The sequence below is a fragment of the Thalassospira sp. Z349TD_5 genome (assembly GCF_056173045.1).
This window is the reverse complement of sequence record NZ_CM149654.1, coordinates 2,835,423-2,856,542: the sequence shown is the minus strand read 5'-3', so window position 1 is coordinate 2,856,542 and position 21,120 is coordinate 2,835,423. Positions and strand designations below refer to the sequence as shown.

The 21,120-nt window shown below is 53.4% G+C and carries 23 protein-coding genes; all 23 read left to right on the top strand.

Annotated features, from left to right (window positions below):
* The first annotated feature begins 359 nt into the window (after nucleotides 1-359).
* The 23 genes from rpoB (at nucleotide 360) to rplF (ending at nucleotide 21,109) form a co-directional block, all read left to right on the top strand.
* Nucleotides 360-4,526 carry a DNA-directed RNA polymerase subunit beta gene (gene rpoB / locus AC0VXT_RS13205; RefSeq protein ID WP_475548585.1) on the top strand — a complete coding sequence of 1,389 codons (4,167 nt, stop codon included), beginning with the start codon at nucleotides 360-362 and terminating at the stop codon, nucleotides 4,524-4,526.
* A gap of 108 nt (nucleotides 4,527-4,634) precedes the next feature.
* Entirely contained in the window at nucleotides 4,635-8,828 is a 4,194-nt protein-coding gene (gene rpoC, locus AC0VXT_RS13200) for a DNA-directed RNA polymerase subunit beta' (RefSeq protein WP_022734389.1), read from the top strand.
* 370 nt (nucleotides 8,829-9,198) lie between these two features.
* The gene (gene rpsL, locus AC0VXT_RS13195) at nucleotides 9,199-9,570 is read left to right on the top strand and encodes a 30S ribosomal protein S12 (protein ID WP_008892339.1); all 372 of its coding nucleotides are present in this window, start codon (nucleotides 9,199-9,201) and stop codon (nucleotides 9,568-9,570) included.
* 12 nt (nucleotides 9,571-9,582) lie between these two features.
* Nucleotides 9,583-10,050, top strand: coding sequence for a 30S ribosomal protein S7 (gene rpsG, locus AC0VXT_RS13190; protein WP_022734388.1), 468 nt, complete (start codon nucleotides 9,583-9,585; stop codon nucleotides 10,048-10,050).
* A gap of 27 nt (nucleotides 10,051-10,077) precedes the next feature.
* Nucleotides 10,078-12,159 carry an elongation factor G gene (gene fusA, locus AC0VXT_RS13185; protein WP_475545790.1) on the top strand — a complete coding sequence of 694 codons (2,082 nt, stop codon included), beginning with the start codon at nucleotides 10,078-10,080 and terminating at the stop codon, nucleotides 12,157-12,159.
* A 29-nt stretch (nucleotides 12,160-12,188) separates the two neighbouring features.
* A complete protein-coding gene (tuf, locus tag AC0VXT_RS13180; protein WP_114091542.1) occupies nucleotides 12,189-13,379 on the top strand; it encodes an elongation factor Tu in 1,191 nt (396 codons plus the stop codon).
* 119 nt (nucleotides 13,380-13,498) lie between these two features.
* Complete coding sequence (gene rpsJ / locus AC0VXT_RS13175) at nucleotides 13,499-13,807, top strand: 30S ribosomal protein S10 (protein WP_475545789.1); 309 nt, start codon at nucleotides 13,499-13,501, stop codon at nucleotides 13,805-13,807.
* 16 nt (nucleotides 13,808-13,823) lie between these two features.
* Nucleotides 13,824-14,540, top strand: coding sequence for a 50S ribosomal protein L3 (rplC, locus tag AC0VXT_RS13170; RefSeq protein WP_022734146.1), 717 nt, complete (start codon nucleotides 13,824-13,826; stop codon nucleotides 14,538-14,540).
* Nucleotides 14,541-14,545: 5 nt separating this feature from the next.
* Nucleotides 14,546-15,166, top strand: coding sequence for a 50S ribosomal protein L4 (rplD, locus tag AC0VXT_RS13165; protein WP_022734147.1), 621 nt, complete (start codon nucleotides 14,546-14,548; stop codon nucleotides 15,164-15,166).
* On the top strand, nucleotides 15,163-15,465 hold the full coding sequence (locus AC0VXT_RS13160) for a 50S ribosomal protein L23 (protein ID WP_022734148.1): 303 nt from the start codon (nucleotides 15,163-15,165) through the stop codon (nucleotides 15,463-15,465). The genes rplD and AC0VXT_RS13160 overlap by 4 nt, the downstream gene beginning before the upstream one ends.
* A gap of 4 nt (nucleotides 15,466-15,469) precedes the next feature.
* Nucleotides 15,470-16,297, top strand: coding sequence for a 50S ribosomal protein L2 (gene rplB, locus AC0VXT_RS13155; RefSeq protein ID WP_276653973.1), 828 nt, complete (start codon nucleotides 15,470-15,472; stop codon nucleotides 16,295-16,297).
* A 16-nt stretch (nucleotides 16,298-16,313) separates the two neighbouring features.
* The gene (rpsS, locus tag AC0VXT_RS13150; RefSeq protein WP_022734150.1) at nucleotides 16,314-16,592 is read left to right on the top strand and encodes a 30S ribosomal protein S19; all 279 of its coding nucleotides are present in this window, start codon (nucleotides 16,314-16,316) and stop codon (nucleotides 16,590-16,592) included.
* Nucleotides 16,593-16,594: 2 nt separating this feature from the next.
* Nucleotides 16,595-16,975, top strand: coding sequence for a 50S ribosomal protein L22 (rplV, locus tag AC0VXT_RS13145; protein ID WP_022734151.1), 381 nt, complete (start codon nucleotides 16,595-16,597; stop codon nucleotides 16,973-16,975).
* Nucleotides 16,975-17,658 carry a 30S ribosomal protein S3 gene (gene rpsC, locus AC0VXT_RS13140; RefSeq protein ID WP_475545788.1) on the top strand — a complete coding sequence of 228 codons (684 nt, stop codon included), beginning with the start codon at nucleotides 16,975-16,977 and terminating at the stop codon, nucleotides 17,656-17,658. The genes rplV and rpsC overlap by 1 nt, the downstream gene beginning before the upstream one ends.
* A gap of 16 nt (nucleotides 17,659-17,674) precedes the next feature.
* Entirely contained in the window at nucleotides 17,675-18,094 is a 420-nt protein-coding gene (gene rplP, locus AC0VXT_RS13135; RefSeq protein ID WP_022734153.1) for a 50S ribosomal protein L16, read from the top strand.
* A gap of 6 nt (nucleotides 18,095-18,100) precedes the next feature.
* On the top strand, nucleotides 18,101-18,301 hold the full coding sequence (gene rpmC, locus AC0VXT_RS13130; protein ID WP_022734154.1) for a 50S ribosomal protein L29: 201 nt from the start codon (nucleotides 18,101-18,103) through the stop codon (nucleotides 18,299-18,301).
* A 26-nt stretch (nucleotides 18,302-18,327) separates the two neighbouring features.
* The gene (gene rpsQ, locus AC0VXT_RS13125) at nucleotides 18,328-18,561 is read left to right on the top strand and encodes a 30S ribosomal protein S17 (RefSeq protein ID WP_008892183.1); all 234 of its coding nucleotides are present in this window, start codon (nucleotides 18,328-18,330) and stop codon (nucleotides 18,559-18,561) included.
* 34 nt (nucleotides 18,562-18,595) lie between these two features.
* Nucleotides 18,596-18,964 (top strand): 50S ribosomal protein L14, encoded by a 369-nt coding sequence (rplN, locus tag AC0VXT_RS13120; RefSeq protein WP_022734155.1) that lies wholly within the window; start codon nucleotides 18,596-18,598, stop codon nucleotides 18,962-18,964.
* Entirely contained in the window at nucleotides 18,964-19,281 is a 318-nt protein-coding gene (rplX, locus tag AC0VXT_RS13115; protein WP_022734156.1) for a 50S ribosomal protein L24, read from the top strand. Before rplN ends, rplX begins: the two co-directional genes overlap by 1 nt.
* Before the next feature lie 11 nt (nucleotides 19,282-19,292).
* Nucleotides 19,293-19,832, top strand: coding sequence for a 50S ribosomal protein L5 (gene rplE, locus AC0VXT_RS13110; protein WP_022734157.1), 540 nt, complete (start codon nucleotides 19,293-19,295; stop codon nucleotides 19,830-19,832).
* A 14-nt stretch (nucleotides 19,833-19,846) separates the two neighbouring features.
* Complete coding sequence (gene rpsN, locus AC0VXT_RS13105) at nucleotides 19,847-20,152, top strand: 30S ribosomal protein S14 (RefSeq protein WP_022734158.1); 306 nt, start codon at nucleotides 19,847-19,849, stop codon at nucleotides 20,150-20,152.
* A gap of 12 nt (nucleotides 20,153-20,164) precedes the next feature.
* Nucleotides 20,165-20,563, top strand: coding sequence for a 30S ribosomal protein S8 (gene rpsH / locus AC0VXT_RS13100; protein ID WP_022734159.1), 399 nt, complete (start codon nucleotides 20,165-20,167; stop codon nucleotides 20,561-20,563).
* A gap of 12 nt (nucleotides 20,564-20,575) precedes the next feature.
* Nucleotides 20,576-21,109, top strand: a complete 534-nt coding sequence (gene rplF / locus AC0VXT_RS13095) for a 50S ribosomal protein L6 (protein ID WP_022734160.1) — start codon at nucleotides 20,576-20,578, stop codon at nucleotides 21,107-21,109.
* The last annotated feature ends 11 nt before the right edge of the window (nucleotides 21,110-21,120 follow it).

Below are 21,120 nucleotides of genomic sequence, written 5' to 3'. Positions count from 1 at the left end.
GTCTGGGTCGGCGTCCTTTGGGCGCCGACCCATCCGTCTCTGTGCTCCGGGCAATTGTGTTACGGGTGATGCAGCGACGCGAACAGGAATTTAACGGTTGACGCTGCCAAAGGTAATCGTACATAACGGTAGGCTGTTTAGGTCAAAGGTTATCTTTGACGGCGTTGACAGCCGAGGGATCAGTGATCTCATTCAAGTTGGATGTCACATAACATCCACGGTCATAATCAAGTGAACGCCCGCCCCGTACGGGGCTCGGGCGTCGTTGTGCTGTATGCGTTTTGCGCAAATCGGAAACGCAGCATTGCAAAGACGAACGAGTTCGGACGGTGTGGGGAGGCGCGATTAAAGGAACGATGATGGATAAGTCCTTTACTGGTCGAAAGCGCATCCGCAAAAGCTTTGGACGGATCAGCGAAGTCGCTCCGCTCCCGAACCTCATTGAGGTTCAAAAGAATTCCTACGATAAGTTTTTGCAGACCGGGACCCCGCAGGAGCAGCGGGACGATGCAGGTCTTCAGGAAGTTTTCAAGAGCGTCTTTCCGATTAAAGATTTTTCGGAACGCGCAACTCTTGAATTCGTTTCGTACGAGCTTGAGCAGCCGAAATACGATACCGAAGAGTGTCGCCAGCGAGGCATGACTTTTGCCGCACCGCTGCGTGTAACACTGCGCCTGGTTGTCTGGGATATCGACGAAGACACGGGTGCCCGTTCTATTCGCGATATCAAAGAGCAAGACGTGTATATGGGCGACATGCCGCTCATGACGTTGCACGGTACTTTTATCGTCAACGGCACCGAGCGTGTAATCGTCTCACAGATGCACCGCTCGCCGGGCGTCTTCTTTGACCATGACAAAGGGAAGAGCCACAGCTCAGGCAAATATCTGTTTGCTGCGCGTGTCATTCCTTATCGTGGTTCGTGGCTCGATTTCGAATTCGACGCAAAAGACGTTCTTTACGTCCGTATCGACCGTCGCCGCAAACTGCCGGCGACCACGTTGCTTATGGCTCTTGAAAATGAAGAGTCCGAGAAGCTGCGTGCACAACGTGCCGAAGAAGGGCGCTCTGTCGATCCGTCGGAAATCGAAGGCCTCACCCCGGAAGAGATTCTCAACTATTACTATGAGTCGGCAGAATATCGCCGCACCAAAGATGGTTGGGTAACCGATTTCAATGCCGAGCGTTACATCGGTCAGAAGCTGGTGCACGATCTTGTTGATGCCAAAAGCGGCGAAGTTGTCGCAGCGGCTGGTTCAAAAATCACCAAGCGTTCGTCGGTTAAAATCACCGAAACCGGCGTCAAACAGATCCTCGTGCCAGAAGAGCAGCTTAACGGCTGGTTCATGGCAGATGACCTGATTGATGGCGAAACCGGTGAAATTCTGGCAGAAGCCGGTCACGAGCTGACAGAAGAAGTGTTCGAGCAGCTCAAGGAATGGAATGTCAATTCCGTTCGCTTGTTGATGATCGACCACAACAATGTCGGTGCGTATCTGCGTAACACCGTTGCACTCGACAAGAACAGCAATCGCGAAGAAGCCCTTGTGGACATCTATCGCGTGATGCGTCCTGGCGAGCCGCCAACCCTTGAGGGTGCGGAAGCGATGTTCAAGGGCCTGTTCTTTGACTCAGAGCGTTATGATCTGTCGGCCGTTGGCCGTGTGAAGATGAATGCGCGTTTGAACCTGGAATGCCCGGATACGGTTCGTATCCTGCGTCGCGAAGACATTCTGGAAGTCGTCCGTGTTCTGATCGACCTGAAAGATGGTCGTGGCGAGATTGACGATATTGATCACCTTGGTAACCGTCGCCTGCGTTCGGTTGGCGAGCTGATGGAAAACCAGTTCCGTGTTGGCCTTCTGCGTATGGAACGTGCGATCCGCGAGCGTATGAGCTCGGTCGAGATCGACAACGTTATGCCGCATGACCTGATCAACGCGAAACCGGTTGCAGCAGCTGTGCGTGAATTCTTCGGCTCTTCGCAGCTGTCGCAGTTCATGGATCAGACCAACCCGCTTTCGGAAATCACCCACAAACGTCGTCTTTCGGCGCTTGGACCAGGTGGTTTGACCCGTGAGCGTGCAGGCTTTGAAGTTCGTGACGTTCATCCGACCCACTATGGTCGTATCTGCCCGGTTGAAACGCCGGAAGGTCCGAACATTGGCCTGATCAACTCACTGGCAACCTTTGCCCGTGTCAACCAGTACGGCTTCATCGAAAGCCCGTATCGTAAGGTTGCCGACGGCAATGTGACAGCAGAGGTTATTTACCTCTCGGCGATCGAAGAAGGTCGTTATGTTATCGCACAGGCCAACGAACCGTTGACCGAAGGCTTTAACTTTGCCAACGAACTGATCAACACCCGTAAAGCCGGTGACCACTATATGGCCCGCTCCGAAGAGATCGACCTTATGGACGTCTCGCCGAAGCAACTGGTGTCAGTCGCATCCGCGCTCATTCCGTTCCTTGAGAACGATGACGCGAACCGCGCACTGATGGGCTCGAACATGCAGCGTCAGGCGGTTCCGTTGATCCGTTCAGAAGCACCGTATGTCGGGACCGGTATGGAAGTTCCGGTGGCACGTGATTCGGGTGCAACCCTGATCGCACGCCGTGATGGTGTTGTTGAATCTGTTGATGCGACCCGTATGGTGATCCGGGCCACTGGTGACATTGCTGCATCGGCATCGGGTGTCGATATTTACACCCTGCTGAAGTATCAGCGTTCCAACCAGGGCAGCTGCATCAACCAGCGTCCGCTGGTGAAAGTTGGCGATGTCGTTGAAAAAGGCGACATCATTTCGGATGGTCCGTGTACCGATATGGGTGAACTTGCCCTTGGCCGTAACGTGCTTGTCGCGTTTATGCCTTGGAATGGTTACAACTTTGAGGATTCCATCCTTCTGTCCGAACGTATTGCACGTGATGACGTTTATACCTCGATCCATATCGAGGAATTCGAAGTCATGGCGCGTGATACCAAACTTGGTCAGGAAGAAATCACCCGTGATATTCCGAACGTCGGTGAAGAAGCCCTTAAAAACCTCGATGAGGCGGGCATTGTTTACATCGGTGCGGAAATCAAACCGGGCGATATCCTTGTCGGTAAGGTAACGCCAAAAGGCGAAAGCCCGATGACGCCGGAAGAAAAACTTCTGCGTGCCATCTTTGGTGAAAAAGCATCCGATGTTCGCGATACGTCGCTGCGTGTCCCGCCAGGACAGTTCGGTACCATTGTTGAAGTCCGCGTGTTCTCACGTCGTGGTGTTGACAAGGACGAACGTGCTCTGGCAATCGAACGTTCGGAAATCGAACGTCTCGCACAGGACCGTGATGACGAACGTGCCATTCTTGAGCGCAACTTCTATGGCCGTCTGAAAAATCTTCTGCTTGGTCAGACGATTGTTGATGGTCCGAAGGGCCTTGATGGCGTAATCACCGAAGACAGCCTTTCGGGTGTTGCACGTGGTTTGTGGCGTCAGATTGCGGTTGCCGATGATGCGGTGATGTCTGACATCGAAGCGCTGAAAAAACAGTTCGAGGAATCGATCGCTGTTCTTCAGGCCCGTTTCGATGATAAAGTTGACAAACTGCAGGCTGGTGACGAATTGCCGCCGGGCGTGATGAAGATGGTTAAAGTCTTCGTTGCTGTTAAACGTAAAATGCAGCCGGGCGATAAGATGGCCGGCCGTCACGGGAACAAGGGTGTCGTATCGCGCATTATGCCGGTTGAAGACATGCCGCACCTCGAAGACGGTACGCCGGTCGATATCGTTCTGAACCCGCTTGGTGTTCCGTCGCGTATGAACGTCGGCCAGATCCTTGAAACCCACCTTGGTTGGGCGTCACGTGGTCTGGGCGAACAGATCGGCGAACTTGTCGATGCTGTTGCTGACGGTCGTGGCGAGATGGAAGACCTGCGTGGCAAGCTTAATGATGTCTACGAAGGCGAAGAATACATCGCTGGCATCAAAGAGCTGTCTGATGGTGAAGTCATCGAGCTTGGCAACAACCTGCGTCGCGGCGTCCCGATGGCCACTCCGGTCTTCGACGGTGCCCGTGAGCCTGATGTTGTTCGTATGCTTGAAAAAGCCGGCCTTGATGGTTCTGGTCAGGTTGACCTTTATGATGGTCGTACTGGTGAGAAATTCCATCGCAAGGTGACGGTTGGGTATATCTATATGCTCAAACTGCACCACTTGGTCGACGACAAGATCCACGCACGTTCGATTGGTCCGTACTCACTTGTTACCCAGCAGCCGCTGGGTGGTAAGGCGCAGTTCGGTGGCCAGCGTTTCGGGGAGATGGAAGTATGGGCACTCGAAGCTTACGGTGCTGCTTACACCCTTCAGGAAATGCTTACGGTCAAGTCGGATGACGTTTCGGGCCGTACCAAGGTTTACGAAGCCATCGTTCGTGGTGAAGACACCTTTGAGGCCGGTATTCCGGAGTTGTTTAACGTTCTCGTTAAAGAACTCCGTTCGCTTGGTCTCAATGTCGAGCTTGAGCAGAACGACTTTTAAGTGTTTGGCGCGTCGGGCTGTCCATAAGGGCAGCCCGGCCGCCATTACGCATCTTTCGGCCTGAAATTGGCGAAACCCGGCGAGACCGGGCATAGCGGGAGAGCCTTTATGAACGAGTTGATGAAGATCTTCGGGCAGCCGCAGGGCACCCAGAGCTTCGATCAGATCCGGATTCAGATTGCCAGCCCGGAGCGTATCCGCTCCTGGTCATTTGGTGAAATCAAGAAACCGGAGACCATCAACTACCGGACCTTTAAGCCGGAACGCGACGGTTTGTTCTGTGCGCGCATTTTTGGTCCGGTGAAGGATTACGAATGCTTGTGCGGCAAGTACAAGCGTATGAAATACCGCGGCATTATCTGTGAGAAGTGCGGCGTCGAAGTGACCTTGGCCAAAGTACGTCGTGAACGTATGGGCCACATTGAACTGGCGGCACCTGTTGCCCACATCTGGTTCATGAAGTCACTGCCGAGCCGTCTTGGTTTGCTGCTCGACATGACGCTCAAGGATCTTGAGCGCATTCTGTATTTCGAGAACTATGTGGTGATCGAACCGGGCCTTACCCCGCTTAAAATGGGTGAGCTCCTGTCCGAAGACCAGTATATGACAGCCCAGGAAGAATATGGCGAAGACAGCTTCCGTGCCGGTATCGGTGCAGAAGCCATCCGCGATATGCTTGCGGCTATCGATCTTGATGAAGAACGCGAAACCGCGAAAATCGACCTCAAGGAAACCAATTCCGAAGCCAAACGCAAAAAGCTGGTCAAGCGTCTTAAGCTGATCGAAGCCTTCCAGGAATCTGGTGCGCGCCCGGAATGGATGATCCTTGAAGTTATTCCGGTTATCCCGCCAGAATTGCGTCCGCTGGTACCGCTTGATGGCGGCCGCTTCGCAACGTCTGATTTGAACGACCTTTACCGTCGTGTCATCAACCGTAACAACCGTCTGAAGCGCCTGATCGAGCTTCGTGCGCCTGATATCATCGTGCGTAACGAAAAACGTATGCTTCAGGAATCGGTTGATGCGCTGTTTGACAACGGTCGTCGTGGTCGTCCGATCACCGGTGCCAACAAGCGTCCGCTCAAATCGATGTCGGACATGCTTAAAGGTAAGCAGGGTCGTTTCCGTCAGAACCTTTTGGGTAAACGCGTCGACTATTCCGGTCGTTCTGTGATTACCGTGGGTCCGAACCTGAAACTCCATCAGTGCGGCCTGCCAAAGAAAATGGCGCTCGAACTGTTCAAGCCTTTCGTTTACGCGAAGCTGGAACTGTACGGGATGGCAACCACCATCAAAGCTGCAAAGCGTATGGTGGAAAAAGAGCGTGCCGAAGTTTGGGATATCCTTGAACAGGTTATCCGTGAACACCCGGTCATGCTGAACCGCGCGCCGACCCTTCACCGTCTTGGTATTCAGGCGTTCGAGCCTACCTTGATTGAAGGTAAGGCCATCCAGTTGCATCCGCTCGTTTGTACGGCCTTCAACGCCGACTTCGACGGTGACCAAATGGCTGTCCACGTGCCGCTGTCGCTTGAAGCGCAGCTTGAAGCACGTACCTTGATGATGTCAACCAACAACATCCTGTCACCGGCATCGGGTAAACCGATTATCGTGCCGTCCCAGGATATTGTCCTTGGTCTTTATTACATCTCGATGGAACGCGACGGTCAGCCGGGCGAGGGCATGTCCTTTGTCAATATCGCTGAAATCGAACAGGCGCTTGATGCCGGTTTCGTAAACCTGCATTCGAAAATCAATGCACGTTACAAAACGGTTGATGAAAACAATGAGCCGATCACGGTTCGTGTTGCAACGACCGCCGGTCGTATGTTGTTGTCTGAACTGTTGCCGCGTCATCCGCGCATTCCGTTTTCGACCATCAACAAGTTGCTGACCAAAAAAGACGTCTCGAACGTTATCGATGTCGTTTACCGTCACTGTGGCCAGAAAGAGACTGTTATCTTTGCTGACCGCATGATGGGCCTTGGTTTCAACTGGGCATGTAAAGCCGGTATTTCGTTTGGTAAGGATGACATGATCATTCCTGAAGCCAAGGAAGTTCTGGTGGGCGCAACCCACGACAAGGTCAAAGAATACGAACAGCAGTACCAGGATGGTCTCATCACCCGTGGTGAGAAATACAACAAAGTTGTTGATGCCTGGTCGCAGTGTACCGATGACGTTTCCGAAGAGATGATGAAAGTCATCTCGGCAACGGCCGAAGGCGATAATGTAAACTCGGTTTACATGATGGCCCACTCCGGTGCCCGCGGTTCTGCCGCCCAGATGCGTCAGCTGGCTGCTATGCGCGGCCTGATGGCAAAGCCGGATGGCTCGATCATTGAAACCCCGATTATTTCGAACTTTAAAGAAGGCCTGACCGTGCAGGAGTACTTCAACTCCACTCACGGTGCCCGTAAGGGTCTGGCTGATACCGCATTGAAAACGGCGAACTCGGGGTATCTTACCCGTCGTCTTGTTGACGTCGCACAGGATTGCATCATCACTCAGCATGATTGCGAAACTGCACGTGGCCTCGATATCGCTGCGGTTGTCGATTCTGGCGAAGTGATCGAAACGCTTTCGGATCGTATTCTGGGTCGTTTCACCGCTGACGAGATTGTTAACCCGTCAACCGGCGAAATCATCGTCCCGAAAAACGCGATGGTCGAAGAAGATCATCTTGATGTGATCGAGAAAGCCGGTGTTGAAACCGCGCGTATCCGTTCTGTCCTGACCTGTGATGCCGAAACCGGCGTTTGCGGCCATTGTTATGGTCGTGACCTGGCACGTGGTACCACGGTCAACATCGGTGAAGCTGTGGGTGTTATTGCCGCACAGTCGATCGGTGAGCCGGGTACACAGCTCACCATGCGTACGTTCCACATTGGTGGTGCGGCACAGCGTGGCGCAGAGGTTTCCGGGGTTGAAGCAAACTTCGATGCGACGGTTAAACTGAAAAACCGTGCCGTCGTTGAGAACTCAAGCGGCGTCAAAATTGTTATGGCGCGTAACCTTGAGATCCTGCTGATCGACAAAACCGGACGCGAGCGTGCGAAATACCGCGTACCATATGGTGCGAAACTGCTTGCTGATGAAGGCGATCAGATCGTTCGCGGCCAGAAACTGGCTGAGTGGGATCCGTACACGCTTCCGATCATCACCGAGAAAGAAGGGTATGTTAACTACGTCGATCTTCTTGAGAACGTAACCATTCGCGAAGTCTATGACGAAGCGACCGGTATTGCGGCCAAGACGGTTATCGACTGGAAAAGCATGCCCAAGGCGTCTGACCTTAAGCCGCGCGTTACCCTGCGTAACGAAAACGGTGAGGTCATCAACCTGGATAACGGTCTTGAAGCCCGTTACTTCCTGTCGGTTGACGCTATTCTCTCGATCGAGAACGGTCAGAAAGTTAACGCTGGTGACGTGCTTGCACGTATCCCGCGTGAAGGTTCGAAGACCCGTGACATCACCGGTGGTCTGCCGCGTGTTGCCGAGCTGTTCGAAGCCCGTAAACCGAAAGAACACGCGATTATCTCGGACATTCCGGGCCGCGTCGAATTCGGCAAGGACTATAAGAACAAGCGTCGCGTCGTCGTGCATCCGCTCGAAGACTCGGGTCTGACCGAACCGGTTGAATACATGATCCCGAAAGGCAAACATCTTGCCGTTCAGGAAGGGGACTTCGTCGAAAAAGGCGATCAGCTCCTTGATGGTTCGCCGGTTCCGCATGATATCTTGCGTGTTATGGGCGTACCTGCACTGGCAGATTACCTGGTCAACGAAATCCAGGAAGTTTACCGTCTGCAGGGCGTTAAGATTAACGACAAACACATCGAAGTCATTGTGCGTCAGATGCTTCAGAAAGTGGAAATCACCAAAACCGGTGACACCACGCTTCTGGTTGGCGAGATCATTGACCGCGGTGATTTTGATACCGAAAACGAACGTGCCGTCAAAGAAGGTGGCGAGCTGGCCGAAGGTGCACCGGTCCTTCAGGGGATCACCAAGGCTTCGCTCCAGACGCATTCCTTCATCTCGGCCGCGTCGTTCCAGGAAACCACGCGCGTTCTTACCGAAGCAGCTGTTTCGGGCAAAACCGATACTCTTATCGGTTTGAAAGAGAACGTTATCGTGGGTCGTTTGATCCCGGCTGGTACCGGTGCGGTGATGAACCGCTTCCGTGCATTGGCTGCCGAACGCGACAAAACGGTACAGATCGAGGCAGAAGAAGAAATCGGCGACAACTTTGGCCCGCAGGCCGATGCCGATACGACTTCGCTGCCGGCAGGCGAATAACATCGTCGCGCCAATACGTTAAAGAATCAGAGGCGAACCGGAAATCTTATCGACGCACCGGTTCGTCTCGGCGTTTGAAGCGCCAACTCGAAGGCCTTGAGGGTTTTGCTTGACGCAAAAGGGGGCCGTCACTAGTATGCGCCCACCAAATCACGGGGGGTGTAACTGTGTCGGTACCGTTTTGTGCGGTAGCGGGCGGTTTTGCCCCCCATCGCTTGAGTGCGACTCTGACGGCCGTCGAGGCAGGAATTCCTGCTTTTATGGGCGTCCGCGCGTGTTTTTGTACTTTGTGCAAAGGCGCGCGGTCGCTCGTCGTGCGTCGATAAGAGCAACGCCCTAGTGGCGTCCGTTGTAGTAAAAGGGAAAGTTAATGCCCACTATTAACCAGTTGATCCGCAAAAAGCGGACACCGCGCACCCAGCGCGATATGGTTCCGGCACTGGAAGCATGCCCGCAGAAACGCGGCGTTTGCACTCGTGTTTATACCACTACCCCGAAGAAGCCGAACTCGGCACTTCGTAAAGTTGCCCGTGTTCGTTTGACCAACGGCTACGAAGTAACGTCTTACATTCCGGGCGAAGGCCATAACCTTCAGGAACACTCTGTCGTGATGATTCGCGGCGGCCGTGTGAAGGATTTGCCGGGCGTTCGTTACCACATTATTCGCGGTACCCTCGATACACAGGGTGTCAAAGACCGTAAACAGCGTCGTTCGAAATACGGCGCGAAGCGTCCGAAATAAGGAGCAGCTCAGATGTCACGTCGTCACGCTGCTGAAAAGCGCGAAGTATTACCTGACGCCAAATACGGCGATAAGGTTCTCACTAAATTCATGAATGGTCTGATGCTCGACGGTAAAAAATCCGCCGCTGAGAAGATCGTTTATGGTGCCCTGGAAGTCATCGAAGGCAAGGGTTCCGACCCTGTGTCGCAGTTCCATGAAGCCATGGACAACGTGAAGCCGAACGTTGAAGTACGTTCGCGTCGTGTTGGTGGTGCTACTTACCAGGTTCCGGTTGAAGTTCGTACCGAACGTCGTCAGGCACTGGCCATTCGTTGGCTGGTTGACGCTGCTCGCAAGCGTTCCGAAACGACCATGGTCGGTCGTCTCGCCGGTGAACTGATGGACGCTGCGAACAACCGTGGTTCGGCCGTCAAGAAACGCGAAGACACCCATCGTATGGCCGAAGCCAATAAGGCTTTCGCTCATTATCGCTGGTAATCTAGACCTTAGGATCAAGAGTCGATTATGGTAAAACGCACTCCGATCTCTCGGTATCGTAACATCGGCATCATGGCACACATTGATGCGGGTAAAACGACGACTACCGAGCGAATCCTTTTCTACACCGGAAAATCCTACAAGATCGGCGAAGTCCACGACGGCGCCGCAACGATGGATTGGATGGAGCAGGAACAGGAACGTGGCATTACGATTACGTCTGCTGCGACGACCTGCTTCTGGAAAGACAACCGCATTAACATCATTGATACCCCGGGCCACGTTGACTTCACGATTGAAGTTGAACGTTCGCTTCGTGTTCTCGATGGTGCATGTGCTGTGTTTGACGCCGTTTCCGGCGTCGAGCCCCAGACCGAAACCGTATGGCGCCAAGCTGACAAGTACCACGTTCCGCGTATGTGCTTTGTCAACAAAATGGACCGTACCGGTGCTGACTTCTTCCGTTGTGTCCAGATGATGAAAGATCGTCTCGGTGCCAATGTTGCTGTCATGCAGCTGCCGATTGGTTCCGAAATGGAATTCGAAGGCGTTGTCGATTTGGTCAAAAACCAGGAAGTCGTCTGGAAAGACGAAAACCTGGGTGCAGAATTCGAATATCGCGATGTTCGTGATTCGCTCAAAGACCAGGTTGCAGAATATCGTGAAGCCCTGATTGAACAGGCGATCGATTTCGATGAAGCAGCGATGGAAGCATACCTTGAAGGCGAAATCCCGTCCGAGGAACTTCTCAAGAAGTGCCTTCGTAAAGGGACGCTCAAAGGCGAACTGGTTCCGGTTCTTTGCGGTACTGCTTTCAAGAACAAAGGCGTTCAGCCGCTTCTTGATGCTGTTATCGATTATATGCCAGCACCAGATGACATCGACGATGTTCGCGGCGTTAAGCCGAACACCGAAGATGAGCCTGATTCACGTCCGCTGAACGACGATGCGCCGTTCTCGGGTCTTGCGTTCAAAATCATGAGTGACCCGTTTGTCGGTTCGCTTACCTTTGTGCGTATCTATTCGGGTGTTCTCGAAGCCGGTTCTTATGTTCTGAACTCTGTTAAAGAGAAAAAAGAACGTATCGGCCGTATGCTTCTTATGCATTCGAATAACCGTGAAGAAATCAAATACGCATGCTCGGGCGACATCGTTGCTCTGGTTGGCATGAAGGATACCACCACTGGTGATACCCTTTGTGACCCGGCCAAGCCGATCATCCTTGAGCGTATGGAATTCCCGGATCCGGTTATCGAAATCGCTGTAGAGCCGAAATCGAAAGCCGACCAGGAAAAAATGGGTCTTGCTCTTGCGCGTCTTGCGCAGGAAGATCCGTCATTCCGCGTCAAATCCGACCACGAATCCGGCCAGACCATCATTTCGGGTATGGGCGAGCTTCACCTCGACATTCTTGTCGATCGTATGAAGCGTGAATTCAAAGTCGAAGCGAACATTGGTGCGCCGCAGGTTGCATACCGTGAAACGATTTCGAAAGAGATCGACGTTGACTACACCCACAAGAAACAGTCGGGTGGTTCGGGTCAGTTCGCGCGTATCAAACTTACCTTTACGCCGGGTCAACCGGGTACGGGCTTCACCTTCACTGATAGTGTTGTTGGCGGTAACGTTCCTAAAGAATACATCCCGGGTGTTGCCAAAGGTCTCGAAAGCTCGCTTCAGAGCGGCGTGATCGCAGGCTTCCCGGTTACCGACTTGTCGATCAAGCTGACCGACGGTGCCTACCACGATGTTGACTCGAGCGTCATGGCCTTCGAAATCGCAGCACGTGCTGCGTTCAAAGAAGGTCTGCAGAAAGCTTCACCGAAGCTGCTTGAGCCGATCATGAAAGTCGAGGTAGTTACCCCGGAAGACTATATGGGCGACATCATTGGCGATCTGAACAGCCGTCGCGGTCAGGTCCGTGACATGGACTCCCGTGGTATTGCGCGCGTTGTTAACGCGTTCGTTCCGCTGGCGAACATGTTCGGTTACGTCAACACGCTGCGCTCCATGTCTCAGGGCCGTGCCCAGTTCGTGATGCAGTTCGATCATTATGCTGACGTTCCGCAAGCAGTTGCTGAAGAAGTCAAAGCCAAATCGGCCGGCTAAGGCCCAAGCCAGAATAAACGGAGTTAGTAATGGCTAAAGAAAAGTTTGCCCGTACAAAACCGCACGTCAACATCGGCACCATCGGCCACGTTGACCACGGCAAAACCACGCTGACCGCAGCGATCACCAAAGTTCTCGCAGAGAGCGGCGGCGCATCGTTCCAGGATTACAGCATGATCGACAAAGCCCCGGAAGAGAAAGCTCGTGGTATCACGATCTCGACCGCGCACGTCGAATATGAAACTGCAAACCGTCACTATGCCCACGTCGATTGCCCGGGCCACGCCGATTATGTGAAAAACATGATCACCGGTGCGGCTCAGATGGACGGTGGTATTCTTGTTGTGTCGGCAGCAGACGGCCCGATGCCCCAGACCCGTGAGCACATCCTGCTTGCCCGTCAGGTTGGTGTCCCGGCACTTGTTGTCTTCATGAACAAAGTTGACCAGGTCGATGACGAAGAGCTCCTTGAGCTCGTCGAAATGGAAATCCGTGAGCTTCTGTCGTCCTACGACTTCCCGGGCGACGACATTCCGATCATCAAGGGCTCGGCTCTTGCTGGATTGGAAGGCAAGAATGACGAAATCGGCAAGAATGCTATCCTCGAACTGATGGCAGCTGTTGATGAGTACATTCCTGCACCGGAACGTCCGAAGGATCGTCCGTTCCTGATGCCGATCGAGGACGTGTTCTCGATTTCGGGTCGTGGTACGGTTGTAACCGGTCGTGTTGAAACCGGTATCGTTAAAGTTGGCGAAGAGATTGAAATCGTCGGCGTTAAAGACACCGTTAAAACCATCGTTACCGGCGTTGAAATGTTCCGCAAGCTGCTCGATCAGGGCGAAGCTGGCGACAACATTGGCGCGCTGCTGCGTGGTACCAAACGTGAAGACGTCGAACGTGGCCAGGTTCTGGCACACGTCGGCTCGATCACCCCGCACACCAAATTCGAAGCAGAAGCCTACATCCTGACGAAGGATGAAGGTGGCCGTCACACGCCGTTCTTCTCGAACTACCGTCCTCAGTTCTACTTCCGTACAACTGACGTCACCGGTTCGATTGAGCTGCCTGCTGGCACCGAAATGGTAATGCCGGGCGACAACGTTCAGATGACCGCAACCCTCATTGCACCGATCGCAATGGACGAAGGTCTGCGTTTCGCAATCCGTGAAGGCGGTCGTACCGTCGGCGCGGGCGTTGTTGCCAAGATCCTCGAGTAATTTTTCTCTTGATCTTTGTGTGGCGGGCGGCTACATAGGCCGCCCGCTATACTTTTGCGGCAATCGTCAACTCCAGTTGAGGGGCCGGTGTCCTTTTGAGGGCTCCGGTACATAATTACATGGATAGTCAGAACATTCGCATTCGCCTTAAGGCGTTTGACCATCGCGTGCTGGATCAGTCCACGCGCGAGATCGTCAATACGGCGAAGCGCACTGGCGCAGAGGTCCGCGGCCCAATTCCGCTGCCGACCCGCATCGAAAAATACACTGTTCTGCGGTCTCCGCACATCGATAAGAAATCGCGTGAGCAGTTTGAAATCCGTACGCACAAGCGTCTTCTCGACATTGTCAACCCGACCCCGCAAACCGTTGATGCTCTTATGAAGCTCGACCTTGCTGCCGGTGTCAACGTCGAGATCAAACTTTAATCGGGAGTAAGCCGCAATGCGTAGTGGACTTATTACCCAGAAGGTCGGCATGACCCGCGTCTTTAACGACGATGGTTCCCACCTTCCTGTAACAGTTCTGAAGGTCGAAGATCTTCAGGTTGTCGCCAACCGTACCAATGAACTCGACGGCTACGTCGCTGTTCAGCTTGGTTATGGCAAAGCGAAAGTGAAAAACGTATCGAAGCCGATGCGCGGTCACTTCGCCAAAGCCAAGGTTGAGCCGAAAGCCAAACTTGCTGAATTCCGCGTTAGCGAAGATGGCCTGATCGAAGTTGGTGCAGAACTTTCTGCTACTCACTTTGTTGATGGTCAGTACGTTGACGTAATCGGCACCTCCATCGGTAAAGGTTTTGCCGGTGCGATGAAGCGTCACAACTTCGGTGGTCTTCGTGCGTCGCACGGTGTGTCTGTATCGCACCGTTCGCATGGTTCCACTGGTCAGTGTCAGGATCCGGGCCGCGTCTTCAAAGGTAAGAAGATGGCAGGTCACATGGGTGCCGCACGTGTTACCGTTCAGTCCTTGAAAATCGTCACTTCTGACGAAGCAAAAGGTCTGATCCTGGTTCATGGTGCAGTCCCGGGTCACAAGGGCGCATATGTCCTTGTTAAGGATTCTGTGAAACGTGCTGCGCCGGAAGGTCTTCCGTTCCCAGCCGCGCTTAAGGGTGCTGCCCCGGCTGCTGAAGAAGCTGTCGCCGAGGATAAGGAATAAGCATCATGAAGCTCGACATTCTTAAACTTGACGCTTCCAAGGCCGGTAACATTGATCTCGCAGAAGAGATCTTTGGTCTGGAAGTACGTCGCGACGTTCTGCACCGTATGGTGAACTGGCAGTTGGCAAAACGCCGTGCTGGTACCCATAAGGTAAAAGAAAAGTCGGAAATTTCCGCAACCACGAAAAAGTTCGTGCGTCAGAAAGGTAGTGGCGGTGCTCGTCACGGTTCCCGTAAGGCAGCACAGTTCCGTGGTGGTGGGGTTGTGCATGGTCCGCGTGTTCGCGATCACGCACACGATCTGACCAAGAAATTCCGTAAGCTCGCGCTTAAAACCGCTCTGTCGGCTAAAGCAAAGGACGGTAAGCTTATCGTTCTTGATAATGCGGAATTCTCGGATGCTAAAACCAAGAGTCTGGTTGCAGTTTTCAACAAACTCGGCTGGAAGTCTGCATTGATCATTGATGGTACGCAGGTCAACGAAGGTTTTGCTCGCGCTGCGCGCAATATCCCGCAAATTGATGTGTTGCCTGAGATCGGTGCTAACGTCTATGACATCCTTCGCCGTGACACCTTGGTGCTCACCAAGGGTGCGGTCGAAGCGTTGGAGGCACGTCTCAAATGACGATCATCAGCAAAGAGCGGATGTACGAAGTCATCCGCGCCCCGCATATTACTGAAAAGTCGACGTTGATTTCTGAACACAACGCTGTTGCGTTCAAAGTCGCGATCGACGCCACCAAGCCGGAGATTAAGGCTGCTGTGGAAGGTCTGTTCGGGGTGAAGGTCAAGGCGGTCAATACCTCTGTGGTAAAAGGAAAGACCAAGCGTTTTCGCGGTATTTCCGGTCGTCGGAGCGATTTCAAGAAAGCGATGGTAACCCTCGAAGAGGGTCATTCCGTCGATGTGACTACGGGAATCTAAGACAATGGCTTTGAAGAAGTTTAAACCAACCTCTCCTGGTCGCCGTCAGCTGGTTCTTGTCGATCGTTCTGATCTCCACAAGGGCAAGCCGATTAAAGCGTTGACCGAAGGTCTTCGCAAGAAAGGTGGCCGTAACAACACTGGTCGTATCACCGCCCGCCGTATTGGTGGTGGTCACAAACGTCGTTACCGTATGATCGATTTCAAACGTACCAAGTTTGATATTGTCGGTACCGTCGAGCGTTTGGAATATGATCCGAACCGCACCGCGTTTATCGCGTTGGTTCGTTATTCTGACGACGAATTGGCCTACATCCTAGCACCACAGCGTCTCGCAATTGGCGACAAGATTATTGCCGCTGAACGCGTAGATATTAAGCCGGGCAATGCCGCACCGCTGAAGAATATTCCGGTCGGTACCATTATCCATAACGTCGAACTGAAAGCCGGTAAAGGTGGTCAGGTCGCACGGTCAGCAGGTGCCTATGTGCAACTTGTTGGTAAGGATCAGGGTTACGCCCAGCTGAAGCTGTCCTCCGGTGAAGTACGTTTGGTTCGTGGTGAATGCATGGCTACCATTGGTGCCGTGTCTAACCAGGACCATCAAAACATCAACCTTGGTAAAGCCGGCCGTAATCGCTGGCTTGGCAAACGTCCTTCGGTTCGTGGTGTAGCCATGAACCCGATCGATCACCCGCATGGTGGTGGTGAAGGTCGTACATCGGGTGGTCGTCATCCGGTTACGCCGTGGGGTAAGCCTACCAAGGGCAAACGTACCCGCTCGAACAAAAAGACCGACGCGCTTATCATGCGCCGTCGTCACAAGAGCTAACGGAGGAGGCTAGACTATGGCGCGTTCCGTTTGGAAGGGTCCGTTCGTTGACGGATACCTTCTTAAGAAAGCCGATACTGTCCGTGCCTCAGGCCGGAATGAGGTAATTAAGACCTGGTCGCGGCGCTCGACGATTTTGCCGCAATTTGTAGGCCTCACCTTTGGGGTTTATAATGGCCAGAAGTTTCTGCCAGTGCTCGTGAACGAAGATATGATCGGTCACAAGTTTGGTGAATTCTCGCCGACCCGTACCTACTATGGTCACGCGGCCGACAAAAAGGCGAAGAGGAAGTAACGATGGGTAAGAAAGCTGACATCCGTCGGCTGGCGGATAACGAGGCTGCTGCTTCGCTCCGGGCTTTACGCATTTCCCCGCGTAAGCTCAACCTCGTCGCCGAGTCGATCCGTGGTATGAAGGCAGAAGCTGCTTTGGCAGAACTGACCTTCTCCAACAAACGTATTTCGCAGGACGTCAAAAAGCTGCTGGAATCGGCAATCGCAAATGCCGAGAACAACCATCAGCTTGATGTTGATCGTCTCTTTATCAAAGAGGCGTCTGTTGGTAAGGCCTTCGTGATGAAACGTTGGCGCGCCCGTGCACGCGGTCGTGTCGGCAAGATCATTAAGCCGTTCTCCAACATCCGCATCGTCGTTTGCGAACGTGAGGAGACCGAGTAATGGGTCAAAAAGTAAATCCGATCGGTCTACGCGTTGGGATTAACCGTACCTGGGATTCCCGCTGGTACGCCAACAAGACCGATTTCGCTGATCTTCTTCATGAAGATATTGCGATCCGTAATTTCATTTTCACCCGGCTTAAGCAGGCCGGTGTCTCGAAGGTGATTATCGAACGTCCGGCGAAAAAAGCCCGCATCTCAATTCACTCTGCCCGTCCGGGTGTTGTGATCGGGAAAAAAGGCCAGGACATCGAGAAGCTCAAGAACGATCTGCAGAAGATGACCAAGTCAGAAGTGCAGGTTAACATCATCGAAATCCGTAAACCGGAAATCGATGCCAAGCTGGTCGCTGATAACATCGCCCAGCAGCTTGAGCGCCGTGTTTCGTTCCGTCGCGCTATGAAGCGCTCGGTTCAGAACGCAATGCGTCTCGGTGCTGGTGGCATTCGTATTAATGCTGCTGGTCGTCTTGGTGGCGCTGAAATCGCTCGTACCGAATGGTATCGTGAAGGTCGCGTTCCGCTGCACACGCTGCGTGCGGACGTTGATTATGGCACTTCAGAAGCACACACCACCTACGGTGTTTGCGGTCTGAAGGTCTGGATCTTCAAGGGCGAAATCATGGCACATGATCCGTTGGCTTCAGAGCGTAAAGCGCTCGAGTTCGGCTGGTTCCGGTCGTAAGTAAGGAGATCCCGATATGCTTTCTCCGAAACGTACAAAGTTCCGTAAAGCCTTCAAAGGTCGCCTGAAAGGGCAGGCCAAAGGTGGTACCGAACTGAATTTCGGCGCTTATGGCTTGAAAGCCTTGGAGCCGGAGCGTATAACGGCGCGTCAGATCGAAGCGGCTCGCCGCGCGATCACTCGCCACATGCGCCGTCAAGGTCGTGTGTGGATACGCGTTTTCCCGGATCTACCGGTTTCGCAGAAGCCTGCCGAAGTCCGTCAGGGTAAAGGTAAAGGCTCGATCGAGTATTGGTCGGCACGCGTTAAACCGGGGCGGATTATGTTTGAACTCGACGGTGTTCCGTTGGATCTTGCACGCCGAGCTTTCGAGCTGGCAGCGGCAAAATTGCCGATCAAGACCAAGTTTGTCACACGTCTTGGTGAAGGGGAGTAATTAGTGATGAAAGTTGCTGATCTCCGCGCTAAAAGCGCTGACGAACTGAAACAGATGCTGCTGGACCTGCGTAAGGAGTCGTTCAATATGCGATTCCAGCAGGCTTCCGGTCAGTTTGAGAACACTGCGCGGGTCCGTCAGGTCCGTCGTGATATCGCCCGCATCAAAACCCTTCTCGGTAACGAGAAGGGTGCGACCGCGGCCTAACAGGACACGCAGAGGAGTAAACACACATGCCGAGGCGTGTATTGCAGGGGACAGTCGTTTCTACAAAGAACGACAAGACTGTGGTGGTCCGTGTGGAACGCCAGGTCATGCACCCGCTGTATAAAAAGTACGTGCGCAAGTCGAAGAAATTCCACGCGCACGATGAAGAGAACCGCTTCAAGACGGGGGACGTTGTTCGCATTCGCGAATGCAAACCGATCTCCAAATTGAAGTCTTGGGAAGTAGTGGTCGAGGAGTGAGTCCTCAGCCCAATCATAGTCAAGGGGTAAACCCATGATCCAGATGCAGTCCAATCTGGACGTTGCCGACAATAGTGGCGCTCGCCGCGTCCAGTGCATCAAGGTGCTGGGCGGTTCGAAGCGCAAAACCGCTCACGTTGGTGATGTTATCGTGGTTTCCGTTAAGGAAGCCATCCCGCGCGGTCGTGTAAAGAAGGGTGCAGTTCACAAAGCTGTCATCGTTCGCACCGCAAAGGAAATTCGTCGTGCCGATGGCTCGGCGATCCGCTTTGACCGTAACGCTGCCGTTCTCATTAATGCGAATGGCGAGCCGATCGGCACGCGTATTTTCGGCCCGGTAACCCGTGAACTTCGTTCGCGTGGTTACATGAAGATCATTTCGCTCGCTCCGGAGGTGCTGTAATGGCTGCCAAGATTAAAAAGGGCGACCGCGTCATTGTTCTGACGGGTAAAGACAAAGGGAAGACCGGCGAAGTTCTCGCCGCATTCCCGACCGAGAACAAGGTTCTGGTTTCGGGCATCAACCTGGTGAAACGTCACCAGCGCCCGTCCGGTGCTGATGCCGGTGGCATTGTCGAGAAGGAAGCGAAAATTAACGTTTCCAATCTCGCGATTGTTGACCCGAAAGAAAATAAGCCGACCCGCGTCGGTTTTAAGACCCTTGATGATGGTCGCAAGGTTCGCTTCGCGAAGCTTAGCGGCGAAGTCATCGACAAGTGAGGGACGGAAAAATGACGCGCCTGCGCGAACATTATAAAGAAGTGGTGCGTGACGCACTCCTAGAGCAGTTCTCTTACGGGAACAGCATGGAGATTCCGCGCCTCGAAAAGATCGTGATCAATATGGGTGTCGGCGACGCCACCCAAGATCGCAAAAAACTGGATGGTGCAGTTGCGGATCTCGCGGCTATCACCGGTCAGAAGCCTATCTTCACGGTAGCGAAAAAGTCGGTAGCGGCTTTCAAACTTCGTGAAGGCATGAACATCGGTTGTAAAGTGACCTTGCGTCGCGACCGTATGTTTGAGTTCCTGGACCGTCTTGTCACCATCGCGCTTCCGCGCGTTCGTGACTTCCGCGGCCTGAACAAAAAATCCTTTGATGGTCGTGGCAACTTTGCCATGGGCTTGAAGGAACAGTTCGTCTTTCCTGAAGTCGAGTACGACAAAGTTGACTCGGTCCGCGGGATGGACATCATCATTTGTACCACGGCTAAGTCTGACGATGAAGCTCTTGCCCTTCTTAAGGGCTTTGATCTTCCGTTCGGAAACTAACTGGAGGTTGGCCCATGGCCAAGAAGAGCGCTGTAGAGCGTGAACTCAAACGTGAACGCCTGGCGAAGCAATTTGCTGCCAAGCGTGCCGCCCTTAAAGCGGTAATCGGCAACCGCGAAACGTCCCCTGAGGATCGTATCGTGGCTGTGATTAAACTCGCCCAGCTGCCGCGTAATTCGGCCCGCATCCGTCAGCGTATTCGCTGCCAGTTGTCCGGTCGTCCGCGCGGTGTGTATCGCAAATTCCGCCTGTCCCGTATCGCACTTCGTGAACTTGCTTCACGTGGTCAGATCCCGGGCATGGTGAAATCCAGCTGGTAAGGAGGACATCACATGTCGATGACCGATCCCGTAAGTGATATGCTCACGCGTATCCGTAACGGTCAGCGCGTTGGGAAATCCAGCGTTGTCTCGCCGGCTTCGAAACTGCGTACTGGTGTGCTGGATGTTCTCCAGCGCGAAGGTTACATCCGCGGTTATAATGTAAGTGAAATTCGCAAGGGCATCAGTGAAATCAGCATCGAACTCAAGTATTTTGAGGGCGAAGGTGTGATTAAGCAGATCGACCGCGTCTCGACCCCGGGTCGTCGTGTATATTCGAAGATCAAAGATCTTCCGAAGGTATACAATGGCTTGGGCATCGCAGTCCTGTCCACTCCGCGAGGAGTTCTTTCGGATCAGGAGGCTCGCGAACAGAATGTCGGCGGCGAAATCCTCTGCAAGGTATTCTAAGGAGGGCCAACGATGTCGCGAGTAGGTAAAAATCCGGTGGTCGTGCCTAACGGCGTTACCATCACCCTGAACGAAGAGCAGATCAGTGCAAAAGGTAAGCTCGGTGAGCTTAACTTGTCTCTGACCTCGGACGTAACCGTTACCCAGGAAGATAACCAGATCTGGGTGAAACCGAAAAATGATAGTAAGCGCGCTCGTGCCCTTTGGGGTACCACCCGTGCGAACATCTCGAACCTCGTTTCCGGGGTTTCAGAAGGTTTCACCAAGAAATTGGAAATCACTGGTGTTGGTTATCGTGCGCAGGTTCAAGGCAACAAACTTGTTCTGCAGCTTGGCTTCTCACACGACGTGGAAATGGAGATCCCTACGGGTCTTAGCGTCGTTGCTGAAAAGCCGACCCTTGTCGCCATCTCTGGCGCAGATAAACAGCTTGTCGGTCAGTTCGCTGCAAATGCACGCGGCTGGCGCGGTCCGGAGCCTTACAAAGGCAAAGGTGTCCGTTACGAAGGCGAGTATATCTTGCGCAAAGAAGGCAAGAAGAAGTAAGGACTGGCACG